The organism is Pseudomonas sp. C 49-2 (genome assembly GCF_003970195.1).
Lineage (GTDB): Bacteria > Pseudomonadota > Gammaproteobacteria > Pseudomonadales > Pseudomonadaceae > Aquipseudomonas > Aquipseudomonas canadensis.
Genome location: NZ_RXYG01000004.1, coordinates 200529 through 220888, shown reverse-complemented (window position 1 = coordinate 220888; position 20360 = coordinate 200529). Strand labels below are relative to the sequence as shown.

Below are 20360 nucleotides of genomic sequence, written 5' to 3'. Positions count from 1 at the left end.
AATCGCTAATAGATAAATGGCGCCTGCAACTTTTTGCATAAAAGTGATCAGATGGTGAAGTCGATGGCGTAACATTTGTCGCCCGCGCCTCTGGCATGGGACTTTTCAAGGTTAAGGTAAGGGTTATGAACATGAAGAATTTGGGTCTGCCACTGGTTGCACTCACTTTTCTGGTATTGGCCGGTTGCGCGACGCAAACCGTAGTGACGCTGCAAAATGGCACACAGTATTTGACCAAGGACACCCCAAAAACCAAGACTGCCGATGGCTTCTACGAATTCACCGATATTGCCGGCAAGCGTGTACGGGTCAAGGCGGCTGACGTGGCCACCGTGCGCAAGGAAAACTAATGAATAATGGTGTGGGGGCCAGGCCCCCACACGCCTCCCTCACGCGATAACCATCCCCTCCCCCGACCAGCCACTCACGCCCACCAGCGTCACCGAATCCCCGCCAACACTGATCACCGTATCCCCACCGTGCTCACGGTAGTCCACACTCCCCTGCACATCCTTGAACACCAGCTTATCCGTCGATTGATAGCCAATCACCCGGTCCTGGCCAAAATGCCCGCTGAACAGAAAGGTGTTGTGCCCGCTGTGATCGCGAATCGTGTCATTGCCCTTGCCGCCCTCGATAAAATCCGCGCCCTTGCCGCCCTGGATCAGGTCATTGCCGTCGCTGCCGATGATGAAGGTGTTGCCCTTGTGCGGCTCGGCATTGCGGTTGAGATCCTGCACCCAGGTGTTGGCCCGCGCCGGGTCGGACAGGTTGGCGACGATCACGGTGGAATCGCGGGTCATCTGCTCGTAGAAGCCTGACTCAAGCACCCGCGTCATGCCATCGCCGTAACCGGTGGGCAGGTGCGAAACCCAGGTCGGCAGATTGACAATGGAAAACGGCAGCACATTCCACAGCGTCGAGGCGTAGTGGTCGTTGAAACTGACGATATTGTCGGTGGTCGACTCATGGGGTTTGTCGTGCACGCCCAGGGACGACAGGTTGAAGGACGAACCCTCCAGCGCACGGAACACCGGATCATTCTCGTAGCCAATGTTCAGCACCTTGTCGCCGGCGCTCTGGGTCGGCGAGGCATAGGCCACATAATTGGCGTCCGTGTAGAACCCCGACCACTTGTTGTTGCTGAGATCGGCCATGCTATTGACCGCCAGCCCGCCCAGGCTGTGGCCGCTGACCACCACATCCTTGCCGCTCAAGCCATGGGCACTGGCGTAGTCGGCCACATTTTTGAGCAAAACGCCGAAGGCTTCCCCGGTGTAATTTTTCGCGTAGTCCTTGGGGCCGAGCGCCGCCAGCAGGTCGCTGACCAGGTCACCGATGGAATCGCTGATCAACGTTTCCCGAGGCCCCGAGGTGCCGCGAAAACCAATGCCGATTTCCAGCAACTTGCCGGCGTCATCGTACTTGCCCAGCACCTCGACCTGGGCCGTGGTGTAACCCGCCTTTTCGCCAAAGAAGGTGCCTCGCGCATCGACTTTGCCACCGTAACCCAAGGTGCTCGCACTGATCGGCGTCCAACCGGCCTTTTGTACCGCGTCCAGCGCGGCTTTTTCCGAATCCGGGTTCCAGGGAATGCCCGGGATCACGCCCTGGGAGTCCGTGCTGCCCAGCAACGCGCCGACCAGGGTCGCCGGCAAGCCCAACCCCAGGCCGTTGTGCTGGTAACCCACGGCAAAGCCGTTATCCAGGTTGTGGTAGGAATACAACGTGATCGCCATGGCATCGGCGAACAACGCTTTGGAGCCCTCGGTGCCGAGGTTTTTATAGTCAAAGATACCCATTGGTAGTGCCTCTCTTTTGTTGGAGTTGTAGAGAAAGCCAAACCTGCGGGCACCGGTGGCGCCGACACCCGCAAAGGTCGCTAAACCATCAGAACGCCCAATCCAGGCTCAAGCCCACGCCATGGACTTTTTCTTTGCTGGCCAGCAGGCCGTTGTAGTCAAAGTTGACCCGCGCATCCTTGCTCAACGCGAGGCTGACCCGTGCGCCAACCAACGCCGCGTCACGCACCATCGGCGCACTTTCCACCGTAAACGACGGGCCGCCCGAGGCAAATGCCAGGTGTTGCTCGGCGTCGGTGCTGCTGAGGGTGTGCTGCCAGCCCAGAGTGCCGGATACCTCCAACTGCTGGTGGTCATTCACATTGAAGGTTTTCAAGGCACGCAGACCCAGCGTGCTCGACACCTGGTCGCGGGTGTCGTCGCGACTTTTCAGCGCCGCAGCGTCGCCTTTTTCGGTAAAGCCATCGCTGTCCAGGTGCACGTAGGCCAGGTTGGCGAACGGTTCCAGGGCCAACGGTTGCAGGTTGATGCGGTAGGCCGCTTCGGTGAATACCTGGGTGCTGCGTGCATCAACCTTGGCTTTCTGTTTGCCGGAGACATTGCCGTATTGCAGGTCGCGTTTCACGTCTGCGCGGTGCCAGCTGTAAGTGGCGCCACCGCTCAGGCGCCAGGCGCCGATCTCATGCCCGGCATAGGCGCCGAAGTGGTAACTGTCGACCGAAGCACGGGAATGCGTGCCGCTGCCCATGTTCAGTGACGCGTCGCTGTAACCCGCGACCAGGCCGATGCGCGTGGACTCGTCCAGAGCACCGTCCACCCCGGCGAGCATGCCGCCGATGGACGTGGTGTAGCCGGCTGTATCGCTGCGGCTGTCGGTCTTGCCCCAAGCGCCCAAGGCCTTGACCCACACGTTGCCACGACTGTCGAGCGTCTCGCTGGATGCACCCATCTCGCCATTGCGCAGGCGTTCGCCCACGGCTTCGCGCACATAGCGGCTGTCATTCACCAAAGCGGTTTCCAGGGCCGGGTAGATTTCTCCCGACAGTTGTTGGAAAGCACCTTGTGCCGACGCCGCATTCGGCGCCAACAGCAGGCTTTCATACACCGCGTTGCCGGCGCCCAATTGCTCGGCGGCAGCGGCCACGGCGCGCTGGTTGTCGGTGGCGCCCACGCTGGCAAAACTGTTGGCGTTACGTGCCACGTCCAGTAGCACGCCGTTGGCCGCGTAGTTCAGGTTGCCGCCGAGGAACAGGTAGTTGGGCAGCACCGCACCAAAGCTGCCGGTAATGCCACCCGCGGCTTGCAGGATGTTGTACTGGCGCCCGATCAGGCTTTGCGCCTGTGCGCCACTGAGCGGCGTCGGGCTGTTTTCCAGCGCGAGGGTCACCGTGCCGCCGTTCAAGGTCGCTGTGCCTCCCGCCACAATGCGGTCGCTGCTAGTGGGCGACAGCTCCACGGCATAGGTCGACCCGGCCTCAAACGTCACATCCCCTGCGACGTTCAAAGTGCCGATGGAATTGCCCGGTGCCACGGTGCCGCCGTTTTTCGCCAGCAACGAACCGATGCGGCCGGAACCCCCGACTACCCCGCTCTGGCTGACGGTAACGTTCGACGTGAGCGAGCCATTGATGGCCAGCAGGCCCTGATTGACCAAGGTCGGGCCGCTGTAGGTGTTGGTGCCGGTGAGTACCAGCGTGCCGATGCCCTGTTTGGTCAGGCCGCCGTGCCCGGAGATGTCATTGCTCCACAAGTCCAGCCCGCAATGCACATCGTTGCAGATTCGCTGAGTCGGCTTGCCGGCATCGACCACCGCGCCCACGCCCGGTAAATCCGCGACAAACTGTCCGCTGCCATAAGCGCCGTCGATGCGGAACTCGGCCGGAATGTCTTCGGCCGTGACAAACATTCCCGGGCCATTGATCGCCTTGCCCAGGTTGATCATGCCCCAGCCGTACAGCGAGTCGATGCCCGGCGCGCCGAGGTCCGTAGCGGTGGTCTTGAGCAGTGTCGAGATCTGGTCGCCGCTCATGTACGGGAAGCGCTGCATCAGCACGGCCGCACTGCCTGCCACGTGGGGCGCGGCCATGGACGTGCCGTTGAAGTTGGCATAGTCGGTGGTGAGGTTGTCCAGGCTGGTGCCATTGATGACGGAACTGTAGATCTTGGTGCCGGGCGCCGACACGCAAAAACTCGCCGCATAGCCGCAACGTGAGGAGAACGTACTGATCACATACGGATCGGCGCTCGTGGTGTCCGGGTTCTGCTGCAACGCCGCGACGGAGAGCCAGTTGGGCGCAATCTCTGGCACAAAGTACGCCAGCCCAGAAATCGCATCCGGATTGTTGCGGTTGTAGTCGTTGCCAGCGGCGAAGATCGTCAGCACGCCGCTGCGGGCCGCATCGATCGCGCCCTGGTAGGCGCCACCGGCAATGGTTCCGAGGATCGGCCGGATGTTGTTGAATTGTGCCTGTGCTTCGTTGACCGTGAAATTTGGAAACGCTGGGTCGCGCCCGCCCTTCGCATACTGCTCACCAATGCCGATGCCCCAGCTGTTGTTGATGATCCGCGCGCCGCTGGCGACCAATGCGTCCCAGCCGGCCTTGTACACCGCGCCATCGTTGCCGAGGATGATGCTGTCTTCCGGGCCCGGGTCACCGTTCTCGGCGCTGATGATTTGCGCATCGAAGGCCACGCCGTGCATCGGTCCGCCATCGCGGTTACCCGCTGCAATCCCGCCGACATGGGTGCCATGGTTGCCCAGCTTGCCGTTCGAACCGAGCGACGGCGTGCCGTCGTAACGAAACGCATCGCCGGCCTTCACCGGGATGTACGGGTCGGTGTACTGACGGATGCCCTCGGTGACAATCGTCACCACCTTGCCAGGGCTAGCGAACTCCGGATGCTGGGCGTACACCGGCTGATCGAAGATCCCCAGCTTGACGCCCTTGCCGGTGTAGCCGGCGGCGTACGCGGTATCGGCATGCACGGCGCCCAGGCCCCAGTCGGCCTTGAACTCATTGCTGCGCCAACTGGCGGCATCGCCCAGTTTGCCGGTTTCCACATAGGGTGCGGCCTGGGCGGTTCCCAGGCTTGCCAGGCAACACAGCAACGCACCGTATGGCGCGCTGCGGCTGGCCTTGAGCGGGTAGCCCAAGGCGGTCTGGATGGCGGTAGTTAACCCTGACTTGCGTGTTTTCACGGTGACCTTCCTTAGTTTTCTTATTGCACATGTGTAAATCGCTTCAGAACTGCCAGTTGAGGCTCAGCCCCACCCCCTGGGTTTTCTCCCGGCCACCCCATTGGCCGCTGTAATCAAGGTTGACCCGTGTGGCCGGGCTCAGCGCCAGGCTGGCCTGCACGCCGACCAGCGCGGCATCGCGCAGCAACGGCGAACTGCGCACGGCAAATGACGGCCCGCCTGCGACAAACGCCAAGTGCTCTTCGGATTCAACGGCGGTGAGGCTGTGCTGCCACCCCAGCGAACCGGAGAGCTGCAACTGCTGGTGGTCATTGAGGGCAACGGTTTTCAGGGCACGCACGCCAAGCGTGCTGAGCACGGCGTCCCGCTGATCGCTGCCACGTTCCAGGGCCGCGGCATCGCCTTTTTCATGGAACCCATCACTGTCCAGGTGCATATAGGCCAGGTTGGCGAAGGGCTCCAGTGCCAACGGTTGCAGGTTGATCCGGTAAGCCGCCTCGGTGAACAGTTGCGCCGTGCGCGCCTCCAGCTTGGTTTTTTGTTTGCCACTGACAGCGCCGTATTGCAGGTCGCGCTTCACGTCACCGCGATGCCAGCTGTAGGCGCCACCGGCACTGACGCGCCAATCGCCCAGCTCGCGCCCGGCGTACGCACCGAAGTGATAACTGTCGATGGACGCCGAGGAATGCGTGCCGCTGCCCATGTTCAATGAGCTGTCGCTGTAACCGGCGACCAGGCCCACACGCGTTTGCTCGTCCAGCGCGCCATCGACGCCGCCCAACAGACCACCGAGGGATGTGGTGGAACCCGCCGTCTCACTGCGGCTGTCGGTCTTGCCCCAGGCGCCGAGTGCCTTGAGCCACAGGTTGCTTTCAGCGGCGACCGGCACCTGGCGCAAACGCTCGCCCACCGCGTCGCGCAGTTGCAGGCTGTCGTTGATGAGCATGGCGCCGATCGCCGGGTAGATTTCACCGGACAACTGCTGCAAGCCTTGTTGCGCGACCGCAATGGAGTCTGACTGCAGCAGGCTTTCGTACACCGGGTTGCCCGCGCCCAATTGCTCGGCGGCCGCGGCTACGTTGAGTTGGTTGCGCGTCGCCGCGACGCTGGCGAAGGTGGCGTCATTGCGGACCACGTCCAACTGCACGCCGTCGGTGGCATAAGCGAGGGTGCCGCCAAGGAATAGATAGTCGGGCAACACCTGGCCAAACTGACCCTGGATGCCGCCAGCCGCCTGGAGGATGCTGTACTGGCGACCGATCAGGCTTTGTGCCTGTGCGCCGCTGAGCAGGGTCGGGCTGTTTTCCAACGCCAGGGTGACGTTGCCGCCGCCCAGGATCGCCTTGCCGCCGGCGACGATACGGTCGCTGCTGGTAGGTGTAAGTTCCACCGCATACATCGAACCTGCCCCCAGGTTCACGTCGCCCGCCACCTGCAAGGTGCCTACGGAGTTGCCGGGTGCCACACGGCCGCCTTGGTTGACCGACAGCGCGGCAATCCGACCGGAGCCGCCCAGGGTGCCGCTGCTGTTGACGGTCACCGCAGACGTCAGCGACCCGTTCACCGCCAGCAGCCCGCCGTTGACAGTGGTCGCCCCGCGATAGGTGCTCGCGCCGCTGAGTACCAGCGTACCCGCGCCGGACTTGATCAGGCTGCCTTCATAGATCCGCGTCGCGGCCGCCTGATCGCGCGCCGTGCCAATGGCGTAGTCCGTTTGGTCCTGCTGGCTGGCGCCGGCGCCCACGCCGTTTTGCCAGCCCTTGTCGATCAGGGTCTGCTGCCAGGCGCCGTGCTCGGCAGTGTCTTCGGCCTGGCGCTGCAGCAAGGCCTGGTCGGAGATGCCGTTACTCCAGACATCGTCCTGCCCGGCCGCGAGGCTGACGTTCATCGGTCCGAGTAACTGCCCCGGGCCGTGCATCGCCCGCCCCAGGTCCGGTACGCCCCAGCCTACGCTGGTGGTGGGCGCCTGGGTGATGGAACCATCGAGCTGCGTGGCGGTGGTCAACAACACCTGCAACGCCTGCTCGTTGGTCATATAGGGGTAGCGTTCCATCACCAGTGCCAACGCGCCGGTAGCATGGGGCGCCGACATCGAGGTGCCGGACTTCACGCCGTAGCCGCCGTCGGGAATGGTGCTGTTGATCAACGCACCGGGGGTGGAAATGCACCAGTATTTGGCAATGCCGCATTGGTTGTATTTCTGGTTGTTGGCCTTGTCCAGCCCCGACACCGCCAGCCAGTGCCCTTCCAATTCCGGCTGGAAATACGGCAACGCCGAGCGCACGCTGGCATTCGCGTAACCACTGTTGCCGGCGCTGAAGACATTGATCACACCGGCCTTGGCCACGTCCGCCGCCGCATCCAGCCAGGTGCCCTGGTTGTAGTGCTGGGCGTAGGCCGCGTGCAGGTCGCCGAGGGTCCGGTAACTGACGTCCTTGGGCTGGCTGCCCCAGCTGTTGTTGATCGCCCGCACACCGGAATCCACCAGGGCGCTGTACACCGCCTTGAAGTATTTGGGATCAGGCGTCGGACCAAACAGGAAGCTGTCGTTGGCGTTGGTATTGCCCACGTAGAGTTGCGCGTTGTACGCCACGCCGTGCATGCCCACGCCATCGCGGGCGGCGCCCATGGTGCCGGTGACATGGGTGCCGTGAGAGTCGTTGTTGGGGTTAAGCGCACCCGTGGTGCTGAAGGGAACGCCGTCCACGTAACTGCCGCTGGCGGTGACCGCGTGATAGCGGTCTTTGGAGGCTTCCGGGTGATTGGGATCGAAGCCTGAGTCCAGCGCACCGATCTTTACCCCGCTGCCGGTGATGCCGGCGGCGTAGGCTTCATCGGCCTTCATGCGCCCAAGCCCCCAGTCACTCTGGAACTCGGTGGAGCGCCAACTGGCGGCGTTACCCGGTTGACCGGTCTCGGTATAGGCCGCCTGCGCCGCAACGGACAACAGCAGCAAGGAACCGGCGGTAAACGGTTTGAAACGGGGTGAATCGGTGATCATCGAAACCATCCTTATTGTTGTTATGGAGGCTTACTTCAGGGGGCCGAACGCCTCATCGACCTTCGCCAGGTCGGTGTCCCGCAGGTTGCCGGCGTAGTAATGCAACTTGGTCCAGGCCATCAGGTAGTCGTAGCGCGCTTGCGCCAGGTCGCGGCGGGTGCTGTAGAGCTGCTGCTCGGCGTTGAGTGCATCGAGGTTGACCCGCTCGCCACCGAGGATGCTTTGCTGGGTCGACACCACCAACGCCTCGGCCGACACCAGCGCCTTCTGATACGCACGCAACTTGCTCACCCCCGACAAACAGGCACTGAACTGCCGGCGCAGCTCGATCAGGGTTTCGCGGGTCTTGCCTTCCAGTTCGTACTCGGCCTGCTCCATGGCACGGCTGGCCTGGCGGGTGGAGGCCGAGATGCCGCCACCGGCATACAGCGGCACGCTGACTTCGACGCCGATGGTGTTGGTGTCATAGCGCTGGTTGTAGGTGTTGCCGCTGTCAGACTCCTGCTGACGCGAGCTGGCATAGGCCGTGACCTTGGGCAAATGTCCGGCGCGGTTGCGCTCCACTTCATAACGCGCCACTTCCAGGGCCTGGCGCTGCGAGGCCAGCGTGGGGTTGTTGCTGATCGCCAGTTCGTGCCAGGTGTCATAGTTGGCCGGGGTCAGGGTGAAGGCGGCAAAGCCCTGGTTCAGTGGCGCCAGGTCATTGATGTTGACGCTCTGCACGCCAATCAATGCGCCCAGCTCCCGCAGGGACGCGTCCTGTTCATCCAAGGCCTGGATCTCTTCGGCGGTGGCCAATTCGTAACGGGATTCGGCTTCCAGAATATCCGTGCGTGTGCCCTCGCCTTGCTGGAACAAATGCTGGTTCTGCTGGAACTGCTGCTCGAACGCCTTCTTCTTCGCGCGGGCGATGTCGATCTGGTCCTGGGCGAACAGCGCCTGGGTGTAATAGGTCAGCACCCGCACCAGCAGTGCCTGGCTCTTGTCGCGAAAGCTTTCATCGGCAAACAGCGCCTGGGCCACGCCTTTGCGGTAGTTGGCGTAGGCCTCGTAGTCGAACAGCGGCTGTTGCAAGCTGAAGGTGGAGCCGTAACTGTTGTAGTTGCGGTCGTCGTGATAATTGCCGCCGCGCCCATCCGGCAAGGTGGCCTGGGAATTGTTGCGGCCCTTGTTGTAGTTGTAGGAGAGCTTCGGCAACAGCCCGGCGCGGCCGATGGCGCGGTTTTCCAGGCCGGCGTCGCGCTCCTTGATGGCACCGAGGAACACCGGATCGTTACGCAAAGCCTGCTCGTACACATCGAACGGCCCCATGGCGGCCTGGGCACTCGCGCTGGTCAACAGCAAGGCGATAAACACGTGCTTCATGTCTATTCCTCGGTCAATGCGGAGCCGGCGCGGTCGAGCAGCGGCTTGAACAGGTAATTGAGCAGCGAGCGCTCGCCGGTGCGCACGAACATCTCGGCGGGCATGCCCGGCTTGATCACCAGCCCGTGAAGTTTTTCCAACGCCGCTTCGCTCACCGTAGTGCGCAGCACGTAGTAGGCCGCGCCGGTTTTTTCATCGAGCATCTGGTCGGCGGAAATCAGGCTGACCTCCCCCGGCACACGCGGTGTACGGCTTTGGTTGAAGGCGGTGAACAGAATGTCGACCGGCAGGTGCGTGCCGACCTTGTCGACCAAATGCACCGGCAAACGCCCTTCCACTTCCAGGCGCGTGTCTTGGGGCACGATCTCCAGCAGGGTTTCACCCGCGCGGACCACGGCGCCCTCGGTGTGCACGCTGAGATTGACCGCGATGCCATCCGCCGGGGCGTTGATTTCGCTGTGTTGCAGGTCGAACCCGGCCGAGGTGAGTTGTTGTTCCAGAGTCAGGCTACGCAGTTGTGCGTCGGCCAACTGGCTGCGCACTTCCTTCTGGTATTCCTCACTGTGCTGTTGCAGTTTCAGCCGTGATTCGAGGATGCCCTGCTCTACCCGGCCACTTTCGCCGGTGTTTTGCGCCAGGTCCTGTTGCACCTGGGACAACTGCCGTTGGTAGTCCATCAGCCGGTTGCGCGGGATGTAGCCGTTGTCGGCCAAGGGTTGCAGATTGCTCAGTTGATCGCGCAGGGACTGCGCCTGGGCGGTCAAGTCGCTGCGGGCGCGGCGCATGCCGCCCAACTGCGCGGTGGCGCCGTCGATATTGGCGCGGATACCGGCCTGCTCACGGGCAAAGGCTTCGCGACGGCTGCTGAACAGTTGGCGCTGGCCTTCCAGCACCAACGCCAGGGCCGGGTCGGGATTGGCGCTGAGTTCGGTGGGAAAGGTGATGCTGGCCTGATTGTCACGTTCGCTCTGCCAGCGCGCCACACTGGCCCAGGCCATGCGGTACTGGGCTTGCAGGGACTGCACGTCGGCCTGGTGCTGAGTCTGGTCGAGACGAAACAGCGGCTGGCCTTGCTTCACCCGCTCGCCCTCCTTCACCAGAATCCGGCTGACCACGCCGGGGCTGAGGGTTTGCACCGCCTTGCGCTTGCCCGACACCACCACCGTGCCCTGCACCGGAATGCCTTGGTCCAATGGCGCAAGGCTGGCCCACAGGAAAAAGCCGCCAGCCCCGACCACCGTCAGCAACCAGCCCATGCGGGCGAAGAAATTGGCGTCGTGTTCTTTGAAGCGTGGTTCAACAGTGATGCTGCTCATGCGCCTGGATTCCTTCCGGCTTGGTACTGACGACTGAAACTCACGCCCGGTCTCTCCTTGGGCGGCTCCTGCTGTCCGGACAACGCCCGCAGCACTTCCTGGCTCGGCCCGAACGCCTGCAAATGCCCTTCGCTGAGCACCAGCAACTTGTCGGCCTGGGCCAGCGCCGACGAACGATGGGTGACCAGCACCACACTGCTGCCCTGGGCTTTCATCTGCACGATGGCACTGGCCAGCGCGGCTTCGCCGACGGTGTCGAGATTGGAATTGGGCTCATCCAGCACGATCAGGCGCGGCCCGCCGTACAGGGCGCGGGCCAACGCCACCCGTTGTTTCTGGCCGCCGGACAGGCCGCCGCCGTTGTCACCCAGCACCGTGTCGTAGCCCTGGGGCAAGCGCAGGATCAGTTCATGCACGCCAGCCTGCTGCGCCGCCTGCACCACCTGCTCGGGGTCGGCCTCGTGAAAGCGCGCAATATTGTCGGCAATGCTGCCGCTGAACAGCTCGATGTCCTGGGGCAGATAGCCAATGTGCGGGCCGAGGTCGTCGCGGTCCCAGCGATGAATGTCCGCGCCATCCAGGCGCACCGTTCCGGCCAACGTCGGCCAGACGCCCACCAGCACACGGGCCAGGGTGGATTTACCGGAGCCCGAGGCGCCGAGCACACCGAGCACTTCACCCGCGCCCAGGTTGAAACTGACTTGATGCAAGGTCGCCATCCGCCGCCCAGGCGGGCCTGCACTGACCTGTTCAAAGCTGACCTGGCCTTTGGGCGGCGGCAGCTTCATCTGCTCGACTTCCGGCGGAAATTCGCGCAACAGATCATCCAGCCGCTGGTAGGCCAGCTTGGCCGAACTCCATTGCTTCCACACCGCAATCAACTGGTCGATGGGGCTGAGCACCCGGCCCATCAGAATGGAACCGGCGATCATCATCCCGGCGGTCATGTCCCCCTTGATCACTAACAAGGCTCCCAGGCCCAGCACCAAGGATTGCAGGCACAACCGCAGGGATTTGCTCAGGGAAGTCACCACGGAGCCAGTATCACTGGCCTGGTTTTGCAAGCCGAGAAACTGCGAGTGCACCGCAAACCAGCGCTGGCGCAGCGCACCAAGCATGCCCATGGCCTGGATCGTCTCGGCATTGTGCAAGTGGCTGGTCGCCAGTTGCGTGGACTGCTGGGAATAACCACTGGCCTCGCCCAACGGCTTTTTGGTCAGGTATTCGTTCAGGCATGCAAGGGCGATCAACAGCACCGCGCCCGCGGTGGCCAGCACACCGAGCCACACGTTGAACAGGAAGATCACAAACAGATAAATGGGAAACCACGGCGCGTCGAAAAACGCGAACAACGCAGGCCCCGTGATGAATTGGCGGATATGAGTCAAGTCGCCCAACGCTTGCCCGGCATGCCCCTGCCCGCGTTGCAGGTTGCGCTCGAACGCGGCCTTGTACACGCGCAAGTTGAAACGCCGCTCCAACTGGCTGCCGATGCGGATCACGATAAAACTGCGGATTACCTCAAGCGTGCCAATAAACGCAAAGAAGCCCACCACCATCAGCGTCAACATCACCAGGGTGGTTTCATTCTGGGAGGACAGCACCCGGTCATACACTTGCAGCATGTAAATCGACGGCACCAGCATCAGCAGGTTAATCAATGCTGTGAAACAGCCAACACTGATCAACATGCTTTTGTATTCACCCAGCGCCTTGAATAAGGGCGCGACGGCATGGGACTTCGCCATGGTTTCTGATCTTCCCTGAAACAAATTTCGCGCAATAGTTTCCCCAACCCCAAACAACGGAGCGGTCAACTAATAAATTCAGTTATACATTTATAACGACAACTAAGGTGTGCGTTGCAATACAACTTCCAGGCCCGTAGGCGTGCGGCCTTTATACTCGTCCGCCTGCTCTCGATTGAGATGGGTTATCCCGCTGCCTTCGGCATTCATCAGCCAGATACCATCCGGTGTCGGTGTCCAGGTCAGGGGTTTCTCACCGAGCCATTGCGCGACACAAGCGAGGTCGCCGTCCAAGGCATTCGCCTGCTCCAGCAGGTCAAGTGCGCACACCTGATCCTGTTGGTGCAACTGCCAATGCCCGGCCAACTGGGCGGTGGTGGGTAATACAAGACTGCTCGCCATGACGTGGGCTCCTGCCGACACGAACATCACCTGCAACACGCGGGTGATCACTGTGAAAAAACGCTGCATCTTCACGCTCCATCGGTAAAGCGCGGCGCCGAAACGCCGCGCCCGTGCATTACGCCACGATGTCGCTGACGGCTGCCTGGCCGACGGTGGTGACGAGGAAGTCCGCCACGCCGTGCCCGGAGAAGTCCACTGCCAAGGTGCCCAGGTTGGTGCCTGCGGCATAGGTCAGTACAGCATCGCCGGCATGCCCGGTGAAGGCATTGACGAAGGTCAGGCCTGCACCCTTGGTAATGCCCGACAGGTCGATCTTGTCCGAACCGGAGGTGAAGTCAAAGATCTTGTCCGCAGCGCCTGGCTTGGAATCGGAACTGGCACCAAACACAAAGGTGTCGTTGCCCGCACCGCCCCACAGTTGATCCGCACCGCCGCCACCGTAGATGAGGTCGTTGCCGGCCCCACCCTTGATCACGTTGGCCGCGTTGTTGCCAATGATCAAGTCATTGCCGGCGCCGCCGAAAGCGTTCTCGACGGTCACGCCCTTGGCGATGGACACGTTGCCCACCAGGCCGCCAACGTCGGAGAACGACGTTTCGTTGAGGTTGATCTTCTGGTTCTGGGTGAAACCGGAGAAGTCCAAGGTGTCATTGCCACCACCGTCCCACACCGAGAACACCAGCTTGTCGGCGTTCGAGGTGGCGCTGAGGAAATCACGCCCGGTGTTGGAGTTGAAGCCGTAGGTGGTGTCGCCGGCGCGGGTGTTGTAGTTGGCGCCGTAGAGCTTCTGGATTGCTGCGATGTCGTCGATCAGCGGGCCGGACGCGTAAGCCTCGACGCCGCCCTTGCTGAAGTTCTGGTTGGTGTTGCTCTCGCTCCAGTAACTCATGACGCTGTAGCCACGCGTGTCCTGTCCATAGTCCGCGTCTTTGTAGGAAGGGTTGCCGGTCCCGGCGTTGTAGTCGCCAGGGTGGTCCAGGCCCAGGGTATGCCCGATTTCGTGGGTCAGGGTCTGCCGGCCGTAGTTGTTCAGGTCCGGCGTCTTGTTTGGCGTGTAGCTGCTGTTGGTCAGGTACCATGAGGTGCCGTCCAGGCCACTTTGGTGATACTTGTCGTTGGTGCCCGGCAGGTAGGCAAACGCGGCCGCGCCGTCCTGGCCCCCGCTGTAGTTGCCGAAGGTCATGTGGAAGTCACCGCCCGAGGCTTTCTCGGTGAAGGTCACATTGGCCACATCCGCCCAGGATTGCATGGCCAATACGGCCTGTGCTTTCTGCTGGGTGTTGAACTGGCTGAACCCGGTGATGCCATGTTTGTTCATGGTTGCCGAGGACGCCGAGGTGAGAAAGGTGTAAGTCAGATCGATCTTGCCGTTGCCATCCACGTCGCGATAGGCCGCATTTTCACGCAACAGGTGGTCAGCCGCCTGGTCCACGGAAAACGAGGGTTTACCGTTGACCGTGAGGTTGCCGCCACGGTCGTACAGATGGCTGAAGCTATCGATTTGCGAGTAAGCGGTGCTGGCTTGCGCCGCCGACACGATAGCCTTGTCTTTTACTTTTGACATAAACGTACTTCCTTGTTTGCAAGTGCATCAGTCTTTGTTCGATAGGAACCTCGCGGGCGAGATCGTCCTATCACTCGCCTCTTTTGAAGGCGTAAGAAAACTGACACAACTTGAAATCTTTCGTCTACATCTTTTCCTGCACTAAAACCGGGCGAGGAAACAACTGAAACAAGTTGAGCGCCGTGTTTGTTGGCCGGTATCGGCTTTCGCCCTGAAAAAAGCAGCGCGATTATTTAAATATTAAATAGCACTAACGCCGCTCAAGTTGAGCGGCGCCGTTAGTTAATGGATCCAATATATTGGCAGGGTGTCATTGGCAACATTAAACAGCCACTACTTGTATTAATAACTTGGCGCGCCCCCTATTACCGGGACACACTCCAGCCCGTCTTGTGCAATACCGCCAATAGCGTTTCACCTTCCAGTCCGGGCACCAGGACACCTTGATCGGTAAGCATGCTCTCCCCAGCCAGGATCGCATTGATGATCGCCTCTTCCACCGCCTCAGCCGCCGCGCTGAACAGCGGCGAAATATGGTCGTTGTTGACCATCTGCAAGGTGCTGCTGAACGGCAGGCCCTTGCGCCCATAATCCGCCGGCGGCAGGTCCTGGTTACCGGTGGCAAAGGCCAGGAACAGGTCACCGCTGGAATCTTCGGTGCCGCCGCCAGTGCGGGCGATACCGATGGACGCGCGCTGCGCCAGGCGCTGGCATTGGTGCGGCAACAGCGGCGCGTCGGTGGCCAGGATTACCACGATCGAGCCCATGCCCGGCGTGCCTTGCTCGGCAAAAGGCGACGGAATCTCCATCAACTGGCGCCCCACCGGGTAGCCATCCACCCGCAGTTCCTGGCGCTTGCCATGGTTGGCCTGCACCAGCACGCCGACAGTCCAGCCGCCCTGTTCCGCCGGCAGGCGCCGCGAAGCCGTGCCGATACCGCCTTTGAATTCATGGCAGATCATGCCGGTGCCGCCGCCGACCGCGCCTTCCTGCACCGGGCCGGTTTCGGCGTTGTCCAGGGCTTCGCGCACATGCTCGGGGCCGACATGCTGGCCCCAGATATCATTGAGCAGGCCGTCATAGGTTTCCATCACCACCGGCATGCACCAGTACACCGCCGGGTCCGCCAGGCGCTCGCGCTCCAGGGCGATCAGGCTGTCGCGCACAATGCCGATGCTGTGGGTGTTGGTGATGGCCAGCGGCGTGGTCAACAGCCCCGCTTCGCTGATCCACTCAAGGCCGGTGGCGTCGCCATTGCCATTGAGCACGTGATAGCCGGCGAAGCACGGTTGCTGGCGTGCTTCGCCAGCACGCGGTTGGATCACGCTGACGCCAGTACGCACGTGCTTGCCGTCGATAAGTGTCTTGATCGTGCTGTGCCCGACCCGGACACCTGGCACATCGGTGATGGCGTTCCACTCACCGGGCGTGCCCAGCCCCAACGTGATGCCCAATTGACGTGCGCGCATAACCACTCCTTACAATTTCTGGAAGACCGGACTCGACCGGCCACTGATGCAATACAGAATCACCGACAGGGCCAGCAAGCCGATGATGATCATGATGTCGCGGATCGAGGCCGCCGCCACCAGCGTGACCAACAGATAACCCGCGCCCAGTACCGCGACCAACGCCGGCAGCGGCCACAGCGGCATGCGATAGGGATGCTCGCGATCACGCAGCAGCACCCGGCTCATCAACGCACTCAACGCCACCACCAGGTACACCAGCATGATCAGCAACACGCTGAACGAAGTCAGGTCGGCCAGGTTGGAGCTGAAACTCAACAATGCTGAAGGAATCGCCAGGAACAGCGTAGCCAACCAGGGCGAATCCCAGCGTGGGTGAATACGCGTAAAGAGTTTGTTGATGCTTGGCGTCCACAGCGCATCACGGCCGCTGCTGAACACCACGCGGCCGATCTGGATCACGATCGCGACAATCGCATTGAACACCGACAGGAAGATCCCGGCGCTGACCAGCCGCGAGAGGGTTTCATTGCCATGGCTGGTCAACAGGTAACCGATGGGGTCCGGGCTGCTGATCATCTCACTGAGCGATGGCGCACCGATCAACAGCGCGGTGATCGGCACCAGTTCGATGATCACCACCAAGCCCAAGGACCACAGCACTGCCTTGTGCACGCCTTTGCCGCCGCATTTCATGTCTTCGGCCAGCAACACTGCTGGGCCATAGCCGTTGTAGGAAAACAGGCCGATGCCCACCGCGCCGATCACCAGGGCCCAGGGCGCCAGGTGCAGCACGCCGTTTTCGACGATCTGCGGCTGGAACAGCACGCTGGCCGGCTGTACCGGGTTGCCGAAACCAATGACGACGATCACCAGCAACGCCGCGACTTCCAGCAACAGGCAGGTGCCGGTGATCCAGGCATTCAGCTTGATATTGAGAATGCCCAAGGCGTAACTGCACACCACAATCACCAAGGCGACGGTCTGGGAATCGAACTTCGTGCCAAGGGCGTTATTCAGATAGGTCGCCGCGCCCGTGGCGAGAACTGGCGGGATAAACAGCAACATCACCAGCACGGTCAGGAACGTCGCATAGCCCGCCATGCCACCAAATACGCGCTTGGCGTACACATACTCGCCCCCGGCGCTGTTGTGGGCGCGGCCCAGTTCGGCGTAGCAAAAGGCAAACATCAACGCGAGCAAACCCGCCATCACAAACGCCAGGAACACGCCGCTACCGGCCTGTTGGATGGCAAAGGGCGCGATCACAAATACGGAACTGGCCGGCGTCACCGCCGACACGGTAATGGCGACCACATCGAAGACACTCAAGGTGGGTTTCAGCACGCCGTCGGGCGTGGGGGAAGTGCTCATATCGTTATCCTCTGTCGTTGTTCTTGGTGTGAGGCAGAAACGAAAAATCTGATCATCGCGGGATATGTTTCCCGCTGAATGATGAGGACAATAAACACGACGTTCATGTCAGCCAATTCCCCTATTGGCGTACTCCCCTTGACGCCACCTGGCAAAAGCCGAACCCTTGGCCGATCTTTTGCGGTGGGAGCCTGTCATATGAGCCTGTTTCGAGAAGTCGGCATGCACGCCGGCCTGGGCCGCACCGTCGCGCACATCGGCACCGAGCGCTTCTGGAAACAGCTGGTGTTGTTGCTGCATCAGTGCCTGCCCTTCGATAACGCCCTGGCGATCTACTACCCGGTGGATGGCCCGCCTCAGGCCCTCGAAGAATACGACGCCCAACCCAGCAGCAAACCAGCGTCGATGCTGGTGTACCTCAATGGCTTGTATTTGCTCGACCCGTTTTTCCAGGCCTGTCGCGAGGGTTATGCCAGCGGCGTGTACCGCCTGGAGGAAGTGGCGCCGGATCATTTTCGCCAGAGTGAATACTTCCTCAATTACTTCCATGACAACGTGCTGGAAGACGAGGTGCAGTTCATCCTGCAATTGCCGGGCGCGGGGACGTTATCGCTGTCATTGGGCATGCAACGACGCTTCAGCTTCGAGGAGACCGGCCTGATGACCACCGTGGCCGCCTGGGTGTTACCGCTGATGCAACAGCACTGGCAGCAAAGCACCCAGCGTGCGCCGGCGATGGACAGTCAGATCAGGGATGCGTTGAGTCAGTTCGGTTGCGGCGTGCTCTCGGACCGCGAGTTGGAGATCGCCCGATTGGTGTTGCGCGGTTTTTCGTCCAAGGCCATGGCTGAGCGCCTGAACATCTCGCCGGACACGGTGAAGGTGCACCGTCGGCATTTGTACGCCAAGCTGGATATCTCGTCGCAGCCGGAGCTGTTTTCGTTGTTTATTCAGTCGTTGGGGCATGACCTGGAAAACCCATGATCGAAAGACCGGCTCAGGCACATGCATGATCGATAGGGGCTTACCTCAATTTGGACAAAGAGTCGTCACCCTGAGAACCCCTTGATGATGTACGCAACGGCGACATCAAAGTCGGTCGTCAGAAACCGGATACTGCCCACCAACACTTGATAGTCATCTATCCTTTCGATGGAGACAGAACCCGATGTTGCCTCTTGCTCGTGATCCGCACCATGAGCGTGGTACCAAGCACCTACAATCTCAGGCCCGCCGATGGAATAAGTACCGCTTTTCACATTTTTATCTGCAAAGGTTACGTGAATAAACGAAATGTCTGACGGATCTCCTTCGTCGTCTCGCGAATAGATTCGCATCCCATTGTTCTGTTCATCACGAAATACTTGGTTTGTTTTATAGATAACCACCTCACCAGCGATTTTGATGCTTCCGATCATCCAGCCAGTGGCTTGCATTTTTGCACTGATCTGTTGCCTGAGATTTCCCATCTAACGCTCCTTGCCTAATGTTGCGATTCAGGAGACATGAGCGTAATCGGTTAAAAAAACAAATAAACCTGTCACAAATGACAGGTTTAAAAAGTATTTTTTTATCGCAAATGGCACTATTGAATCGACGTGGGCTCATCGCCCACGTCTGTCTGTTCGCCCTTTCTCATCGCCCCATTCGAATGGTGTTCCAGATCCGCGTCCGAATCCGATCGATATTCAACGGCATCGCTTCCAGCGCAAACAACTTACCCATCATTTCCTCACTCGGGTAAATCTTGGTATCCGCCTTGATCTCGGGATCCACCAGGCTGTCCGCCGAGCTATTGCCGTTGGCGTAGTGCACGGAGTTGGTGATGTCCGCCATGACCTGCGGCTCCAGCAGGTAATTCATGAAGGCATAGCCCGCCTTTTCATCCGGGGCATCGGCAGGCATGGCAACCATGTCGAACCAGATCGCGGCGCCTTCCTTGGGAATCTGATAGCCGATCTTCACCCCATTCCTGGCTTCCTTGGCGCGGCTTTCGGCCTGCAGCACATCGCCGGAAAAACCGACGGCCACGCAGATGTCACCGTTGGCCAGGTCGCCTGTGTACTTGGAAGAGTGGAAATACGCCACATAGGGACGCACTTTCATCAGCAGTGCTTCGGCCTTCTTGTAGTCCTCAGGGTTCTTGCTGTGGGGCGGCAAGCCCAGGTAGTTCAGGGCGATGGGCAACAGTTCCGGGCCGTTATCCAGGATGGCAACGCCGCACTTGCTGAGTTTCTCCATGTATTCGGGCTTGAAGATCAGGTCCCAGGAGTCGACCGGTGCGTTGTCGCCCAGTGCCGCCTTGACCTTGTCGATGTTGTAGCCGATGCCGGTGCTGCCCCACAGGTACGGGAAACCATGGGCATTGCCCGGATCGTTGTTTTCCAGGGCCTTGAGCAGCACCGGGTTGAGGTTCTTCCAGTTGGGCAACTGACTCTTGTCGAGCTTCTTCAGCGCGCCGCCCTGGATTTGCCGGGCCATGAAATGGTTGGACGGAAACACCACGTCATACCCGGAGTTGCCCGTCATCAGTTTGCCGTCGAGGGTTTCGTTGCTGTCATACACGTCGTAGCTGAAGCCGATGCCGGTCTGCTTCTGGAAGTTCTTGGTGGTGTCCGGCGCGATGTAGCTGGACCAGTTGTAGATTTTCACCGTCTCGGCGGCCTGGCTGATAGAGGCCACCAACATCAAGGGCAACAGGGCAATGGCTTTCATGGTTCGATTTCCTGGCGGTTTTAGGGCTGTTTTTATGGCAGGCGATCAAGGATCAAAGCGTTACAGGATCAATACGTAGGTCTTGCGCACGGTTTCCTGGATGTCCCAGATGCCGGTGCTGTTGGCCGGCAACATCAGTGCATCACCGGCTTGTATGTGGACGATTTCACCGTTGTCTGGGGTGAAGGTGCAGCGGCCCTGGATAAAGTGGCAAAACTCCTGGGATTTGATCTGCCGACGCCAAACGCCTGGGGAGCATTCCCAGATGCCGGTTTCGACGCCATCGTTGCGCTCGACGCTCAGGGTCGAGGCCACCGCAATGGGCTCGCCCAAGGGCACGGCGACGGGCGACGAGTCCGGCAAGTGGGCGTTCAGCGTGTCTTTGAATTGCGTGATGCTCAT

At 60.9% G+C, this 20360-nt stretch carries 15 protein-coding genes; 2 read left to right on the top strand and 13 right to left on the bottom strand.

From position 1 onward, the window contains the following. Positions 1-125 precede the first annotated feature (125 nt). Positions 126-350 carry a YgdI/YgdR family lipoprotein gene (locus tag EJ576_RS09925; RefSeq protein WP_122726972.1) on the top strand — a complete coding sequence of 75 codons (225 nt, stop codon included), beginning with the start codon at positions 126-128 and terminating at the stop codon, positions 348-350. 39 nt (positions 351-389) lie between these two features. Here the strand turns inward: EJ576_RS09925 and EJ576_RS09920 are convergent, their stop codons facing one another. The 10 genes from EJ576_RS09920 to EJ576_RS09875 form a co-directional block, all read right to left on the bottom strand. Beyond that, a complete protein-coding gene (locus EJ576_RS09920; RefSeq protein ID WP_126570253.1) occupies positions 390-1802 on the bottom strand; it encodes a lipase in 1413 nt (470 codons plus the stop codon). Positions 1803-1890: 88 nt separating this feature from the next. Beyond that, positions 1891-5001 (bottom strand): autotransporter serine protease, encoded by a 3111-nt coding sequence (locus EJ576_RS09915; protein ID WP_126570252.1) that lies wholly within the window; start codon positions 4999-5001, stop codon positions 1891-1893. Positions 5002-5044: 43 nt separating this feature from the next. Beyond that, positions 5045-8002, bottom strand: a complete 2958-nt coding sequence (locus EJ576_RS09910) for an autotransporter serine protease (RefSeq protein WP_126570251.1) — start codon at positions 8000-8002, stop codon at positions 5045-5047. Positions 8003-8032: 30 nt separating this feature from the next. After that, entirely contained in the window at positions 8033-9367 is a 1335-nt protein-coding gene (locus tag EJ576_RS09905; protein ID WP_122726964.1) for a TolC family outer membrane protein, read from the bottom strand. Positions 9368-9369: 2 nt separating this feature from the next. Then, complete coding sequence (locus tag EJ576_RS09900; protein ID WP_126570250.1) at positions 9370-10683, bottom strand: HlyD family type I secretion periplasmic adaptor subunit; 1314 nt, start codon at positions 10681-10683, stop codon at positions 9370-9372. Continuing rightward, entirely contained in the window at positions 10680-12431 is a 1752-nt protein-coding gene (locus EJ576_RS09895; RefSeq protein WP_126570249.1) for a type I secretion system permease/ATPase, read from the bottom strand. The genes EJ576_RS09900 and EJ576_RS09895 overlap by 4 nt, the downstream gene beginning before the upstream one ends. 102 nt (positions 12432-12533) lie before the next feature. After that, complete coding sequence (locus EJ576_RS09890) at positions 12534-12902, bottom strand: AprI/Inh family metalloprotease inhibitor (RefSeq protein WP_122726957.1); 369 nt, start codon at positions 12900-12902, stop codon at positions 12534-12536. A gap of 49 nt (positions 12903-12951) precedes the next feature. Beyond that, positions 12952-14400, bottom strand: a complete 1449-nt coding sequence (locus tag EJ576_RS09885) for a serralysin family metalloprotease (protein WP_123477431.1) — start codon at positions 14398-14400, stop codon at positions 12952-12954. A gap of 365 nt (positions 14401-14765) precedes the next feature. Beyond that, positions 14766-15869 (bottom strand): P1 family peptidase, encoded by a 1104-nt coding sequence (locus EJ576_RS09880; RefSeq protein ID WP_126570248.1) that lies wholly within the window; start codon positions 15867-15869, stop codon positions 14766-14768. A 9-nt stretch (positions 15870-15878) separates the two neighbouring features. After that, complete coding sequence (locus tag EJ576_RS09875) at positions 15879-17243, bottom strand: APC family permease (RefSeq protein ID WP_028616098.1); 1365 nt, start codon at positions 17241-17243, stop codon at positions 15879-15881. 198 nt (positions 17244-17441) lie between these two features. Here EJ576_RS09875 and EJ576_RS09870 point away from each other — a divergent pair, with 198 nt between their 5' ends. Further along, the gene (locus EJ576_RS09870) at positions 17442-18227 is read left to right on the top strand and encodes a helix-turn-helix transcriptional regulator (protein WP_068933223.1); all 786 of its coding nucleotides are present in this window, start codon (positions 17442-17444) and stop codon (positions 18225-18227) included. A gap of 65 nt (positions 18228-18292) precedes the next feature. Here EJ576_RS09870 and EJ576_RS09865 read toward each other — a convergent pair whose 3' ends face one another. The 3 genes from EJ576_RS09865 to EJ576_RS09855 all read right to left on the bottom strand — a co-directional run bounded on the left by EJ576_RS09865 (position 18293) and on the right by EJ576_RS09855 (position 20360). Continuing rightward, entirely contained in the window at positions 18293-18712 is a 420-nt protein-coding gene (locus tag EJ576_RS09865) for a hypothetical protein (protein ID WP_126570247.1), read from the bottom strand. Positions 18713-18878: 166 nt separating this feature from the next. Continuing rightward, entirely contained in the window at positions 18879-19958 is a 1080-nt protein-coding gene (locus tag EJ576_RS09860) for a polyamine ABC transporter substrate-binding protein (RefSeq protein WP_122726947.1), read from the bottom strand. Between the two features lie 60 nt (positions 19959-20018). Further along, positions 20019-20360, bottom strand: coding sequence for a cupin domain-containing protein (locus EJ576_RS09855; protein WP_122726945.1), 342 nt, complete (start codon positions 20358-20360; stop codon positions 20019-20021).